Annotated in this window: 11 protein-coding genes and 1 pseudogene; 9 read left to right on the forward strand and 3 right to left on the reverse strand. The window is 68.9% G+C overall.

Going from position 1 to position 13,747, the window contains the following annotated elements; all coding sequences use genetic code 11:
* Positions 1-10 precede the first annotated feature (10 nt).
* Both RVF83_RS12805 and RVF83_RS12810 read left to right on the forward strand, forming a co-directional pair.
* The gene (locus RVF83_RS12805) at positions 11-2,131 is read left to right on the forward strand and encodes a cation:proton antiporter (protein WP_005201020.1); all 2,121 of its coding nucleotides are present in this window, start codon (positions 11-13) and stop codon (positions 2,129-2,131) included.
* A gap of 1 nt (position 2,132) precedes the next feature.
* Positions 2,133-2,945 (forward strand): protein kinase domain-containing protein, encoded by an 813-nt coding sequence (locus RVF83_RS12810; RefSeq protein WP_005201019.1) that lies wholly within the window; start codon positions 2,133-2,135, stop codon positions 2,943-2,945.
* A 13-nt stretch (positions 2,946-2,958) separates the two neighbouring features.
* Here RVF83_RS12810 and RVF83_RS12815 read toward each other — a convergent pair whose 3' ends face one another.
* Together RVF83_RS12815 and RVF83_RS12820 are read right to left on the reverse strand one after the other, a co-directional pair.
* Positions 2,959-4,446 (reverse strand): hypothetical protein, encoded by a 1,488-nt coding sequence (locus tag RVF83_RS12815; RefSeq protein ID WP_005201018.1) that lies wholly within the window; start codon positions 4,444-4,446, stop codon positions 2,959-2,961.
* Between the two features lie 52 nt (positions 4,447-4,498).
* A complete protein-coding gene (locus tag RVF83_RS12820; protein WP_039881233.1) occupies positions 4,499-4,813 on the reverse strand; it encodes a hypothetical protein in 315 nt (104 codons plus the stop codon).
* A gap of 156 nt (positions 4,814-4,969) precedes the next feature.
* Between RVF83_RS12820 and RVF83_RS12825 the strand changes: the two genes are divergently transcribed.
* From RVF83_RS12825 to RVF83_RS12855, 7 genes and pseudogenes are all read left to right on the forward strand, one after another.
* Complete coding sequence (locus RVF83_RS12825) at positions 4,970-5,833, forward strand: universal stress protein (protein ID WP_039881230.1); 864 nt, start codon at positions 4,970-4,972, stop codon at positions 5,831-5,833.
* 25 nt (positions 5,834-5,858) lie between these two features.
* Positions 5,859-6,305 carry a redox-sensitive transcriptional activator SoxR gene (gene soxR, locus RVF83_RS12830; RefSeq protein ID WP_005201015.1) on the forward strand — a complete coding sequence of 149 codons (447 nt, stop codon included), beginning with the start codon at positions 5,859-5,861 and terminating at the stop codon, positions 6,303-6,305.
* A gap of 50 nt (positions 6,306-6,355) precedes the next feature.
* Complete coding sequence (locus RVF83_RS12835; protein ID WP_005201014.1) at positions 6,356-7,390, forward strand: patatin-like phospholipase family protein; 1,035 nt, start codon at positions 6,356-6,358, stop codon at positions 7,388-7,390.
* Positions 7,387-8,623: pseudogene (locus tag RVF83_RS12840) on the forward strand (MFS transporter). Before RVF83_RS12835 ends, RVF83_RS12840 begins: the two are co-directional and overlap by 4 nt.
* Positions 8,624-8,626: 3 nt before the next feature.
* On the forward strand, positions 8,627-9,907 hold the full coding sequence (locus RVF83_RS12845) for an arginine deiminase (protein WP_005201012.1): 1,281 nt from the start codon (positions 8,627-8,629) through the stop codon (positions 9,905-9,907).
* Between the two features lie 10 nt (positions 9,908-9,917).
* Positions 9,918-10,295, forward strand: coding sequence for a GntR family transcriptional regulator (locus RVF83_RS12850; RefSeq protein ID WP_005201011.1), 378 nt, complete (start codon positions 9,918-9,920; stop codon positions 10,293-10,295).
* A gap of 32 nt (positions 10,296-10,327) precedes the next feature.
* Positions 10,328-12,103, forward strand: coding sequence for a BCCT family transporter (locus RVF83_RS12855; protein WP_247602446.1), 1,776 nt, complete (start codon positions 10,328-10,330; stop codon positions 12,101-12,103).
* Positions 12,104-12,138: 35 nt separating this feature from the next.
* On the opposite strand, the gene RVF83_RS12860 is transcribed toward RVF83_RS12855, so the two are convergent.
* Entirely contained in the window at positions 12,139-13,722 is a 1,584-nt protein-coding gene (locus tag RVF83_RS12860) for a dolichyl-phosphate-mannose--protein mannosyltransferase (RefSeq protein WP_005201009.1), read from the reverse strand.
* Positions 13,723-13,747 lie beyond the last annotated feature (25 nt).

The following is a 13,747-nucleotide window of genomic DNA, read 5'->3' on the forward strand; positions in this document are numbered from 1 at the left end:
GGGATCTGAGATGGACAAGCACACGGTCGCGTTCCTCCTCCTGGATGTCGCGGTCATCATCGCGGCCGCTCGCGTCGGCGGGATGATCGCGCGCGCGGTGCGGCAGCCGGCCGTCGTCGGCGAGATCGCGGCCGGGATCGCGCTGGGGCCCAGCCTTCTCGGGCTCCTGCCGGGGAATCCCGACCAGTGGCTGTTCCCCGAGGAGGTACGGCCACTCCTCGGTGGCCTGGCGCAGATCGGGCTCGTGCTGTTCATGTTCATCGTCGGGCTCGAACTCGACATGCGACTGACCCGCGGACGGGAGCGGGCGGCAGCGAGCATCTCGGCATGCTCGATCGTGCTGCCGTTCGGACTCGGTGCGGCGCTGGGACTTCTGTTGTACCCGTCGCATGACACCGTCGGCGGAGTCGAGATCGAACGGCTCGGCATGGTCCTGTTCATGGGTGTCGCGATGTCGATCACCGCATTTCCCGTGCTGGCGCGCATCCTCGCCGACCGCGGGATGATGCGGACCGTCCCCGGTGTTTTCAGCCTGGCCGCGGCCGCGATCGACGACATCCTCGCCTGGACCCTGCTCGCGTTCATCATCGCGATCATCGAGGGCGGCAGTCCGCTGGAGGTGGCGAAGATCGTCGGGATGACCCTGGTGTACGCGGCGATCATGTTCGGGATCGTGCGTCCGCTGCTGGCCAAGCTGGTCGAGTGGCGCGACTCGGCGGGACGCCTGACCCCGGACATACTCGCGGTCATCCTCATCGGCGTGTTCCTGTCCGCGGCCGCCACCGACGTCATCGGCATCCACCAGATCTTCGGTGCCTTCATGTTCGGCGCGGTGATGCCGAAGGTCGGTGCCGAACAGTTGCACCGCGAGATCCTGGAGCGGCTCGAACAGGTCAGCGTGCTCCTGTTGCTGCCCATGTTCTTCGTCGTCACCGGCCTGAGCGTCGATCTCGCAGGGATCGGACTGTCGGGACTCTGGCAGCTGGGCCTGGTGCTCGTCGTCGCGATCGCCGGCAAGTTCCTCGGCGCCTATGCGGGCGCCCGGGTCTCGGCAATTCCCACACGCCAGAGTGCGGCCATCGCGGTGTTGATGAACACCCGTGGGCTCACCGAGCTGGTGATCCTCTCGGCGGGACGCGATCTGGGCGTCCTCAGCGACGACCTCTTCGCGATGCTCGTGGTGATGGCGCTGGTGACGACGGTGCTGACCGAACCTCTCCTGCGGCTCGTCTACCCGGACACGGTGGTGGCCAGCGACATCGCCGCGGCGGAGCGTCGGGCGCTGGCCGCGGCGACCGCCCCGCGGGTGCTGGTGGTGTTGCGCGATCCCGACGGCACGGTCGAGGACCTGCGCGCACGACACCGTCGATTGCTGGACTGCGCAACGGGTTACGATGTCGTGCTGGCCGGGCTGCTCACCACGACGGACAACTCTGCCCGACGCCTCGAGGTCGGCGTGCCGGTGGTGCCCGATTTCGCGGCCATGGCCTCGGCCGTCGAGAAGCTGAACCTGCTCGGCGCCTCGCTGACCGGGGCCGGATCGGTGTCGGTCCTGTGCCGCTTCGGATCCGACCCGGCCACCGACCTCGATGCGATGGCCCGCAACGCCAACGCCGACGTGATCGTCATCGACGCCGCCGACCGCGCCCTGGGCCAGGCGTTGCGTGCGGCGCCGGTGGCGATCGTCGACGAGAACGCCGCAGCCGGTGCGGCGCCCGGTCGTAGCGTCATCACCTGCGTGGTCGCCGACGGCCGCAGCGGGCGGACCGCCGCCGTGGTGGCGGCCGGTCTGGCATTGTTCGGGTCGCGGTCCCTCACGATCGTGTCCACCGGTTCGCGGCGGCGCTGGCTCGCCGATCTGCGGCCCGTGATCGATCGCGGGGTGCGCGTCTCCCTCGTCGAGCCGAAGCGTCACCGCGGCGAGGACGCCGCCTTCACCGTCGCGGCCGCCGACGACCCCACCCACGGGCGCGGTCCGGACCTCCCGGTGACCGTCCTCGACAACACCGGGACCAGCGAAGAAGCACTGGGGAACCGGATGACCACGCTGTACGCCGAGGCGACGGCGCCGTCCGATCCCACGCCGGGCGCCGGCACCGGGCACACCACGCCATCACCAGAGAGGCACTGACATGGCCACAGTCGAGATCCCGCAACAGCTCGCGGATTTCACCGTGCTCCAGAAGCTCGGAGTCGGCGGCAACGGAACGTTCTACCTCGCCGTGCCGCCCGCACGCCTGGGCCTGGCGACCGACCGCGTGGTGGTCAAGGTGTTCAGCGGGGTGTGCAGCGACGACGCCTACCGTCGCGGCGTCCGCGAACTGCGTGCGTTCGCCGCGGTCGCCTCGCCGTACCTGGCCGGTCTGTACGACGCGGTTCTGCAGGGCCAGTTCATGTATGCGATGGAGTTCTTCCCGATGGGATCGCTCGGCACACCCGCGCGTCCCCTCAGCCGGGACGAAAGTCTGGCCGCCGTTGCCGACGCGGCGCGTGGTGTCGACGCCCTGCACGAGGCCGGCATCGCCCATGCCAACATCACCCCGTCGAGCATCATGGTGACCGAGACGGGCGGGAAGATCTCCGATCTCGGTCTCGCCAGGGTGCTCGCGGCCGACGAACCGATCACCAGCTTCGCCCAGCCCGGGGCCGTGCAGTACATGGACCCGGCTCTGCTGGCCGGTGACGTGCCGTCCCGCGCGACCGACATCTGGTCTCTCGGTGCGTGTCTGCACCGAGCGCTCGCCGGTGAGGGGGTGTACGGCGAGGTGCCGGACGCCCAGCCGCTGCTGGCGATCCGGGCCGCCCTGTCGACCCCACCAGCGCTGTCGGAGAAGCTCGACCGCGACGAGCGCACGCTGATCGCGAACTGTCTGGCGCTGGCCGGAAGCCGGCCGTCGACCGCGCTGCAGGTGGCCGAACGGATCGACGCACTGCGGGGTCGCTGAGGATTGTCGGCCGTCACCCGAGTGGTGCGGTGCGCCACCAGCCGTCGAGGATCTGCCGGCCGGAATGGCCCGGCCACGTGGTGATCACCGTGTACGGCTCGCGCACCGGTTCGACGAAGTTGGTGACCACCCAGCCGTCGGCGAGGCTGTCGCGGCTCGACGACGCCGGACCGTCACGCCACTGGATCTTGTCACCCGGATAGCCCTCGAGCGGTGCGGTGACGCTGTTCCGTGCGCCCGGGGTGGTGGTGTCCCAGACGACGTAGGTGACCTGCTCGGCGTCGGAACAGGCGATCGCATCGAGGCCGTCGCGGAACATGGCCTGGCAGGACGCATCCCGCCAACCCTGCCGGTCGGGGGAGTCGGGCAGCAGTCGCGGGAAGGCGTCGGCGATCGCTGCGACCGCCGACGGCCACGGCGGCGGCGCGTTGCGTGCACCGAGGACGATCACGGCGCCCACACAGACCGCGACCACGACGAGTGCCACCAGGATCGGTGCGAGATTTCGGTTCCGTCGCGCGGCAGAACTGGAAGCCGTTCTGGCAGAACGTGGCTCATGCATCTCGTGGCGATCCGCAGGGTGGCCGGCGATGATCTCCGTCGGCCGGTCGGGATCACCGGTGGGGTGGAAGACCTGCGGTGGCGGGTCGATCTTCTCGGTCGGTGGCTCCCCGTCGGTGTGGGTGAGGTGGAGAGCGAGGTCGGCGGCTCGGACGAACTCGGCGCAGGTCCGATACCGGTGATCGGGGGCCGGATCGAGAGCCCGGGCCAGAACGGAATAGAACGCGGGGGAGACGGCTCCGGAAATACGGTGCCGGGCAACCGATGTGGTGCCGGTGAGGAGTTCGACGAGCGTGCGGCCCAGGGCGGCCACGTCGGAGTCCGGGTGCGGGGTGTCCTCCCCGTCCGCGGGCGGCGCCAGGCCGAACCCGCGCAGTGTGACCGCACCGGGGCCGGCGATGTCGGATGCGGTGATCACGGCGGCGGGATCTTCGCCGGTCGTGATCAGGATGTCGGCAGTGGTGACGCCGCCGTGCACCAACCGTCGGCGATGGGCGGCATCGAGCGCCTCCCCGACCGCCGCCACGATCCGCACGGCCAGGTCGACGTCGACGCCGTCGGGGTGGCGTCGGAGCAGTTCGGCGGCGTCGGTGGTGGGCACCGGGGCGGTGGCGACCCACAGCCGGCCGTCGGCGAGGCCATGACCGGCGATCCGGGCGATCGCGGGATGCCTGATCCCCGAAACCGATTCGTTGGAGTGTGCGAACCAGTTGCGGAACCGCGCATCCGCGGAACGTGCGCGGTCGATGACGGTGAGGACCACCGGGTCGGGTCCCGGACGGCCCGGGGCAGGGGGAGCCGGCGGCACCGGGACCGCGCGACAGGTCGTGCCGACCTCATGGTCCCGGAGCACCCACTCGATGCGATGCCCGGCGACCACCGACCCCGGAACGACCGAACCGTGGGCGGTTGAAGCGTCGCGGGTGACGTCGAAGGACACGCTTGGCTCCCTGTGGTGTGAGAGCTCGGATTCTACCGGCCGTCGGCCGGCCCTATTCGGTGTTCGACTCGAACAGAACGGGCGCCGAATTGAACAGCATCACGATGAAGAACACCAGCAGGAACCAGGCCCCACCCTGCCACATCTGCCACCGTCCACCGGATTTCCAGACCCGGTAGGCGCGCACCAGCATCGCGATCGCACCGATCATGACGACGACGGGTGAGGCGATGACGAGAACCTTCTGCACCGACTCCGACGCACCGAGTCCGACGAGGAGTAGGCCGAGTCCCAACACGACGGTGATGGCGACGTGGATCACGATCGCGCGAAAGTCGTTGGAGTTCTGCGGAGTCGGGGAAGTCATGGTGAGCACCACGCTACACGCCTCGAACATGCCGGTCGGGAAGGACTTAGTGCTCATTGATGCCCGCCGTTCGACGGAGCAGGATGGAGGTCGAGGACCCGCCCTCCACGAGGAGGTCGCGGCCAGAGAATGATGAGCCCAGAGGAGATGACCGACATGAACGCGATACTCGTCGGCGTGGATGGTTCGGAAGCCGCCACCGGCGCTGTGCGTTGGGCGGCCAAAGCCGCGGCGGCAGAAGGTCTCGATCTCAAGATCGTCGGCGCCTACGACGCGAGCACCAGCGACTACGCGCCCGGCCTGATCATCCCGCAGGACGTCGTCGACGCCATCCGGCAAGACGCATCGGACGCCGTGCACGCCGCGAACGACGTCGCCAAGACGGCGGCGCCGAACGTCAGTATCACGACGTCGATCGTGGACGGGGACGCGGCGCGCGTGCTCCTCGAGCTGGGCAAGGACGCCCCGATGATCGTGGTCGGCACCCGCCGGCTGGGCAGCGTGAAGGGCCTGTTCCTCGGCTCGGTGAGCATCAACGTCGCAGCCCACGCGCACGGCCGCGTGGCCGTCGTCGCCGCCGAGGGCTCTGACACCGGTCCCGTCGTGGTCGGTGTGGACGGCTCGCCGATCAGCGACGTGGCCGTCGCCGAGGCGTTCCGGCAGGCGTCGCTGCGCAACGCGACGCTCGTCGCGGTCCACACCTGGACCCCGCTCGACGCCGACGCCCTGCACGGGTACGGGATCGGGCCCGAAGAGGTCGAGCGGATGACCCAGGACGCGGTCGAGGTGCTCGCCGAGCGGCTGGCCGGGTATGCACAGGACTACCCGGACGTCCGGGTGGAACGCCGCGTGCTGCCCGAGGAGCCGGCGAAGGCTCTGCTCGATGCGGCCGGAGCCGACGCCCAGCTCGTCGTCGTCGGTAGCCGCGGACGTGGCGGATTCCGCGGACTCATGCTCGGCTCGACCAGTCAGAAGGTCATGCACAACGCCGAATGCCCGGTGCTGGTGGTGCGCAACTGAGCATTCCGGTGCCTACCATCGACCCATGACGCTGAAGAGACTCGAGCTCTCGGTCGGGGAGCTCGCGCAGCGGGCGGGCATCGCGCCGTCGGCGGTCCGGTTCTACGAGGAGCAGGGCCTGATCTTCAGCCGGCGGACCGCCGGCAACCAGCGGCGCTACCACCGGGCGATGCTGCGCCGGGTCGCTTTCATCCGGGCCTCGCAGGTCGCCGGCATCCCGCTGTCGGTGATCGGCGAGGTGCTCGCCGAACTCGGCCACCACGAATCCCCGTCGAAGTCGATGTGGGAGGCGGCGTCGAAGCGCTGGGTGGACGACATCAATCACCGCATCTCACTGCTGGAGAACATGCGCGACATGATGGGGTCGTGCGTCGGGTGTGGTTGCCTGTCGCTCGTCGAATGCCACCTGCTCAACCCCGGAGACGAACTGAACAAACTCGGTCCCGGCCCCCGTCGCCTCATGGGCGAGTGATCGGCGTCCCGCGATCTCGGCGGGAGGACCTGCGGCGGTAGGGTTGCGGCATGGCTCGACCGTCGCGCGTGGCGCTGGCTCTGGGAAGTGGCGGCGCTCGCGGGTACGCGCACATCGGCGTGATCGCCGAGCTCGAGGCACGCGGGTTCGAGATCGTCACGGTGGCCGGATCATCCATGGGTGCGCTGGTCGGTGGCCTGTACTGCGCGGGCAAGCTCGACGACTACGTCGACTGGATCTCGGGCCTGTCCCAGCTGGACGTCGTTCGGCTCCTGGACGTCTCCCTCACCAAACCCGGCGTCATCGGTGCCGAACGCATTCTCACCCGGGTGCGGGAGATCCTCGGCGACACCGTGATCGAGGACCTGCCGATCCCGTTCACGGCCATCGCCACCGACCTGTCCGCCGGTCGCGCGGTGTGGTTCCAGCGCGGCAACCTCGCCGACGCATTGCGTGCGTCGATCGCGATCCCGGGAGTGATCAGCCCGCACGAACACAAGGGACGGCTGCTTGCCGATGGCGGCATCCTCGACCCGCTGCCCGTCGCGCCGACCTCGGGCGTCCCGAGCGACGTCACGATCGGCGTGATCATCGGCTCCGACGGCGGGCCCGAGACGGGTGCCAGCCGGCAGCCCAAGGCCAAGGGCCTGCTGCGACGCAACGTCGCGCCCATCCTCGACAACGAGTTCGTGCGCTCGGTGCGTGACCGATTCGGCTCGGAGACCGGAGACCCCGCGGAGACCGGGTCCGCGAACGCCGAGGTTGCGACGGACGGCGCCGACGAGGTCGCTCCGGCTGCCGTCCCCGACGAGGAGGGTGCGGTCCTGGTCGACACCGCCGCGGTGTCCCCGGACACCGCCGACGAGCCCCAACGGATGGGCCGGGTCGAGGTGCTCAGCCGGTCGCTCGACATCATGCAGGATGCGCTCACCCGCTACCAGGTCGCCGGCTACCCGCCCGACGTCCTGATCCGGGTGCCTCGCCGCACGGTCCGCACCCTCGACTTCCACAAGGCCACCGAGATGATCGATCTCGGCCGCGAGCTCACCGCGAAGGCCCTCGACGAGTTGCCCGAGCTGCCATGAGGCAGATTCCTCGCGGCATCTGGGGTGCTGCTGTCGGCCAACGTCGTCATCGCACTCGGTTACGGGTTCATCGCGCCTGCCCTGCCGAGTTTCGCTCGCGCGTTCAACGTCTCGTTCACCGCGGCCACCGCGGTGGTGTCCGCCTTCGCGATCATGCGGTTGCTGTTCGCACCGGCGGGCGGGCGCCTCGTGACGATGTTCGGCGAACGACGCATCTACCTGACCGGGCTGCTCATCGTCGCGGCGAGCACGCTGGCTTGCGCCTTCGCACAGTCGTATTGGCAGCTGCTGGTCTTCCGCGGTCTGGGCGGCATCGGCTCGACGATGTTCAGCATCTCGGCGATGGCGTTACTGATCCGCATGGCGCCCAGCGACATTCGCGGCCGGGTGTCGGGTCTGTTCTCCGCGGGGTTCCTGATCGGTTCCATCACCGGGCCGCTGATCGGCGCGGCGCTGGTGGGTTTCGGCCTGCGCGTGCCGTTCGTCGTGTACGCCGTCGCGCTCCTGGTGGCGTCGGCGGTCGTGGCCACCCAGCTGCGCGAGGTGATCGCTCCGGACCAGGCCGAGGGGCCGGCAGCCGGCCTCATCGGTTTCCGTACCGCACTGCGGGACAGCGCCTACCGGGCCATCCTCGCGTCGAACTTCACGCAGGGCTGGGCGTCGATGGGCGTGCGCGTCGCGGTCGTCCCGCTGTTCATCACCGAGGGGCTCGGTGCGGGCGCGGGAATGGCCGGGATCGTGCTGGCGGTCTACGCGGCCGGCAACGTCCTCGCGATCCTCGTCGCGGGCAGACTCTCCGACCGGTTCGGTCGTCGGCCGATCATGCTGCCGGGGCTGACGATCACCGTCGTCGCCACCATCGCGCTCGGGTTCTCGCCCAACGTCCCGGTCGCGCTGGGATTGTCGGTGCTCGCCGGGGTCGGGTCCGGGCTGTTCGCGCCCACCCATCAGGCCGCGCTGGCCGATGTCCTGGGCAACCGCCAGCAGGGTGGGTCGGCGCTCGCCGCGTACGGCATGTCCTCCGACCTCGGTGCGGTCACCGGCCCGGTGATCGTCGGGTTCGTGGCCGATCGTGTCGGCTTCGGTCCCGCATTCGTGCTGACCGGTGTGGTTGCGTCGATCGCCCTGGTCACCTGGCTGTTCGCCCGTGAAACCGCGCCGGCGGTCGTCGGTCAGGGTCCGACGTTCACCCACGATGAGACGGCCGATCGCGACGGAACGAATTACGGTTGAGCGATGACGCGTGACGGGCAGCAGGACGCTGCAGAGGTAGACGCAGCGGGGCCGGCCGCGACCGGGTGGGACTATGCGCTGGGAGCAAATTCCGAGGTCGGCACGCTGCGTGCGGTGATGCTGCACCGTCCCGGTGACGAACTCCGGCGCCTCACGCCGCGCAACAACGATCAACTGCTGTTCGACGGTCTGCCCTGGGTCGACCGTGCGCAGGAGGAACACGACGCGTTCGCCGCGGTGCTGCGGGATCGCGGCGTCGACGTCTACCTGCTCGGTGACCTGCTCACCGAGACGATCGCGCACAGCGGGGCCGCCCGCATCCAGGGCATCGCGGCCGCCGTCAGCGCACGCCGTCTGGGGACGCATCTCGCCGAGGATCTCGCGAGGCACCTGCGCGGACTCGCGCCCGCGGAACTATCACACGTCCTGACGGCCGGGATGACGTTCGACGAACTGCCGATCACGCCGTCGGCGGAGCGGTCGTCACTGGTGCGCCGGATGCATCACGGTCCGGAGTTCGCCATCGAACCGCTGCCGAATCTGCTGTTCACCCGCGACAGCTCGTTCTGGATCGGTTCGCGGTTCGCGATCACCTCCCTGGCACTTCACGCGCGGGCGCGCGAGACGTCGCTGACCGACCTCATCTACGCACATCACCCCCGCTTCACCGGTGCCCGGCGCGCCTACGAGTCGCAGGTCGCACCGGTCGAGGGCGGTGACGTGCTGCTCCTCGCCCCGGGCGTGGTGGCCGTCGGGGTGGGGGAGCGCACCACGCCGGCCGGTGCGGAAGCGCTGGCGCGCAGCCTCTTCGACGATCATCTCGCGCACACCGTGCTCGCCGTGCCCATCGAACAGGCGCGGGCGTTCATGCACCTCGACACCGTCTGCACCATGGTGGACACCGATGCGGTGGTGATGTATCCCAACATCCGTGATCACATGTCGGCGTTCACCCTCGCCCACGACCCGGACACGGACGCCGTACATGTCACGGGAGAGCGGCCATTCGTCGAAGCGGCCGCCGAGGCGATGGGCATCGGCAAGCTGAGGGTGATCGACACCGGCCTCGACCCGGTGACCGCCGAGCGTGAACAGTGGGACGACGGCAACAACACCCTTGCCCTGTCCCCGGGCGTCGTCGTGTCCTACAACCGGAACGTGGAAACCAACCGCCGCCTGCGGGATTCGGGTATCGAGGTCATCGAGATCGAGGGTCGAGAACTCGGCTCGGGTCGTGGTGGGCCCCGGTGCATGTCGTGTCCGCTGGCGCGGGATCTGTTGTGAGGGGCCGACGATGAGCTCATCCCTGTTGGACCATCTGACCGTGGATCCGGAATCGGACCGGCCACCCTTCGAGCAGGTACGGCTGCGGATCATCGAACTGATCGCCGACGGCACGCTGCTCACCGGTGAACGCCTGCCGACCGTCCGGGCACTCGCCGCCCATCTAGACCTCGCCCCCAACACGGTGGCGAAGACCTACCGCGAACTCGAGGCAGCCGGCGTCATCGAGACCCGCGGACGGTCGGGTTCGTTCATCCGGGCCGGGCGGCACGACGCCCACGACGCCGGCTTCACCGCCGCGTCGACCTATGTCGAGACCGCCCGTGACCTGGGTCTTGACGACGAAACGATCGTCGCTCTGGTGCAGCGGGCGCTGCGCGCGACTTGAAATAGGCGCACCGACGTTGCTTTGGTGGACTCATGACAAGTGAACAGAACGTGCCGTCTGGCCGTGCGCAGCACTCCTCGCGCGGACCTGGTGGGGGGAGTCGGCCCGTACGACCACGGTTGGATCCCGTCGTCTTCTCGGTCACTGCCCTCATCGTCATCGCCTTCGTCGCCTGGGGTCTCGCCGACAAGGACGGCCTCAACTCGACCAGTGCCGACGTCCTGGGGTGGATTACCACCAACCTCGGGTGGTTGTTCATCCTGTCCGCGACCGGATTCGTCATCTTCGCGGTGTTCCTCGCGGTGTCCAAGTACGGGCGCATACCTCTCGGCCGTGACGGCGAGGCACCGGAGTTCCGCACCGTCAGCTGGATCGCGATGATGTTCAGCGCCGGAATGGGCATCGGCCTGATGTTCTTCGGCGCCTACGAACCGCTCTTCCACTTCGTCAGTCCGCCACCGGAGATCGGCGCCGAGGACGTCCGCGCCGCGATGGCCACCACGATGTTCCACTGGGGATTCCATCCCTGGGCGATGTACGCGGTCGTCGGATTGGCGTTGGCGTACAGCACCTTCCGGCTGGGTCGCACGCAGCTGATCAGCTCGGTGTTCGAGCGCCTGTTCGGTCCGAAGGTGTCCAATGGTCCGGCCGGCAAGGTCATCGACATCCTCGCGATTTTCGCGACGCTGTTCGGTACGGTCGCGTCGCTGGGTCTCGGTGCGCTGCAGATCGGTTCGGGTCTGGACAAGGTGGGATGGGTCCACGAACCCACGAAGCTCCTCCTGGTCGGGATCATCGCGATCCTCACTGCCGCGTTCGTCGCCTCCGCGGTCTCGGGTATCGCCCGCGGCATCCAGTGGCTGTCGAACATCAACATGGTGCTGGCGGTCGTGCTCGCGGTCTTCGTCTTCGTCGTCGGCCCGACGATCTTCATCCTCAACCTGCTGCCGACCACGCTCGGTGCCTACTTCACCGACCTGACGACCTTCGCCGCCCGTTCGGATGCGACGGTCGCGACGGAGGCCGGAGAGCAGTGGCTGGCCGACTGGACGATCTTCTACTGGGCGTGGTGGGTGTCGTGGACCCCGTTCGTCGGCCTGTTCCTGGCCAAGATCAGTCGCGGGCGGACCATCCGCGAGTTCGTGATCGGCGTGATGGTGGTCCCCACTACCGTGTCGCTGGTCTGGTTCTGCGTCTTCGGCGGTACCGCGATCCGGGAGCAGATGACCGGGGTGCTGAACTTCGACGCGGCGAACGACGCCAGCGAGGACACCCTGTTCGACGTGCTGGCGAACCTCCCGTGGACCGGTGTCGCGTCGGCGCTGGTGATGGTCCTGGTGGCGATCTTCTTCGTCTCGGGTGCCGATTCCGCCTCACTGGTGATGGGGACGCTGTCCCAGCGCGGCGCGGAGGAACCCTCACGTCTGATCACGGTGTTCTGGGGTGTGCTCACCGGTGTGGTGGCCGCACTGCTGCTGGCGATCAGCGGGGACGACGCCCTCGACGGCATCAAGACGATGGCGATCATCGCGGCACTGCCATTCGTCCTGGTGATGATCGGCATGTGCCTGTCGTTGTACATGGATCTTCGGCACGATCCGCTCATCGTGTCCCGCACCGTGTTGTCGGCACGCGTCGACGAGCATGTCCGGGAGCAGGCCGAGGCCATCGCCACCGGTGAGCTCGACTCCATCCACGCCGACGCCGTGCGGCACCTGGAGATCATCGAGCCCGACCTCGTCGAGCAGGCCGGGCTCAACGGCGACGGGACGACCCCGGCCGCCGACAAGGACGGTTCACCGGCCTGAGTGCTCGCGGACCCTGGGGCAGGAGGCGGCGGCGCTCAGCCCCAACTGGGCAGCCAGATCTGCTGCCGCCAGAGTCCCGGCGAGATCGGGGACGCGGTGAGGATCGGCCACAGCCACACGAAGTTGGTGACGACCAGCGCCACGTAGACGGCGACCACGATGATCGACAGCACCCGGCGTTCGGGCCGGGTGCGGGCCGTGGTCGCCGTCGCGCGCAACAGGTCACCGCAACACAGCGCGAGACCCATCAGCAGGAACGGGGCCAGCGCGGTGGCGTAGAAGAAGTACATCTGGCGGTCGAGGGCCAGGAACCACGGCAGGATGCCGGCGCAGTAGCCGACGACGACCGCGGCGTAGCGCCAGTCGCGGCGGACGATCCACGACCACAGACCCCACAGCAGCATCGGCAGGGTGAGCCACCACAGGGCCGGTGTCCCGATGAGCATCTGGGCGCGGACGCACTCGCCCCCGCCGCACTGGTCGGGCCCGTTCTCTAGGGCATAGAGCATCGGCCGTAGGCTCATCGGCCAGGTCCACGGCTTCGACTCCCACGGGTGCTGGTTGCCCGCGGAGTTGGTCAGCCCCGCATGGAACTGGAGGATCCCGGACTCGTAGTACCAGAGCGAACGCCACGCCCCGGGCACCCACGAGAAGGTGCCGCCGGTTCCGATCGAGTTGCCCTCGGAGTAGCGGTAGACGGCGGTCTCGCTGGTGAACCACGGGATGTAGGTCAGGAAGTAGATGACCACCGGCATCACCGCGAGGCTCGCGCCGGCGGGCACGGCGTCGCGGACGAGTGTGCCCACCCACGGGCGCCGCACGTGATACGCGCGACGGGCCGCGACGTCGAAACCGATCGCCAGCGCAGTGAAGAATACTACGTAGTAGACGCCCGACCACTTTGTCCCGCAGTTGAGCCCGAGCATCACGCCGGCGGTGAACCGGTACCACCGGAAACCGAGGCGCGGTCCGAACGGACTGTCACCGATCCGGCCCTCGAAATAGACGCGGTACATCCGTTCGCGGACCTGGTCGCGGTCGGCGACGAGTGCGGCGAAGGCGGCGACGATGAACAGGGCCTGGAAGATGTCGAGCATCCCCATCCGGGACTGCACGAACAGCACGCCGTCGCAGATCGCGAAGATGCCGGCGATCGCGCCGACGAGTGTCGACCGCGTCAGCCGCCGCACGACGCAGTACACGAGAACGACGATGAGGACGCCGGAGATCGCCGGTGCGACCCGCCAGCCGAGCGGCCCGTATCCGAAGACGGCCTCCGATGCGGCGAGCATCCACTTGCCGATCGGGGGATGCACCACGAGTCCGTACGCCGGGTTGTCCTCGATCCAGTTGCCACCGGTGAGCACCTGCCAGCCCTGCGGCACGTAGTGCTTCTCGTCGAAGACCGGGGTGCCCTTGTCGGTGGGGTGGCTCAGGTTCCAGAATCGGGTCAGGGCGGCGATGAGCGTGATGACTACACCGACCACCAGGCCGCGACCCCGATCCGGGGCGCCGAACAGCGGGGCCGGGACCTCCGGACCGAGGCGGCTCGGCGGGACCGCGGCGGGGACCGGGACACCGGCGGGCATAAAGGTGTCACGCTCGGCGGTGATGGTCACCCGCTCGATCCTAGTGGGCCCTCGT

The sequence above is a fragment of the Gordonia rubripertincta genome (assembly GCF_038024875.1).
Taxonomy (GTDB): Bacteria; Actinomycetota; Actinomycetes; order Mycobacteriales; family Mycobacteriaceae; genus Gordonia; species Gordonia rubripertincta.

What these genes read in the sequence shown, in the direction of transcription:
- RVF83_RS12805 (WP_005201020.1), top strand. Translation starts at nt 11, where the DNA reads ATGGACAAGCACACGGTCGCGTTCCTCCTCCTGGATGTCGCGGTCATC.
- RVF83_RS12810 (WP_005201019.1), top strand. Translation starts at nt 2,133, where the DNA reads ATGGCCACAGTCGAGATCCCGCAACAGCTCGCGGATTTCACCGTGCTC.
- RVF83_RS12820 (WP_039881233.1), bottom strand. Translation starts at nt 4,813, where the DNA reads ATGACTTCCCCGACTCCGCAGAACTCCAACGACTTTCGCGCGATCGTG.
- RVF83_RS12825 (WP_039881230.1), top strand. Translation starts at nt 4,970, where the DNA reads ATGAACGCGATACTCGTCGGCGTGGATGGTTCGGAAGCCGCCACCGGC.
- soxR (WP_005201015.1), top strand. Translation starts at nt 5,859, where the DNA reads ATGACGCTGAAGAGACTCGAGCTCTCGGTCGGGGAGCTCGCGCAGCGG.
- RVF83_RS12835 (WP_005201014.1), top strand. Translation starts at nt 6,356, where the DNA reads ATGGCTCGACCGTCGCGCGTGGCGCTGGCTCTGGGAAGTGGCGGCGCT.
- RVF83_RS12845 (WP_005201012.1), top strand. Translation starts at nt 8,627, where the DNA reads ATGACGCGTGACGGGCAGCAGGACGCTGCAGAGGTAGACGCAGCGGGG.
- RVF83_RS12850 (WP_005201011.1), top strand. Translation starts at nt 9,918, where the DNA reads ATGAGCTCATCCCTGTTGGACCATCTGACCGTGGATCCGGAATCGGAC.
- RVF83_RS12855 (WP_247602446.1), top strand. Translation starts at nt 10,328, where the DNA reads ATGACAAGTGAACAGAACGTGCCGTCTGGCCGTGCGCAGCACTCCTCG.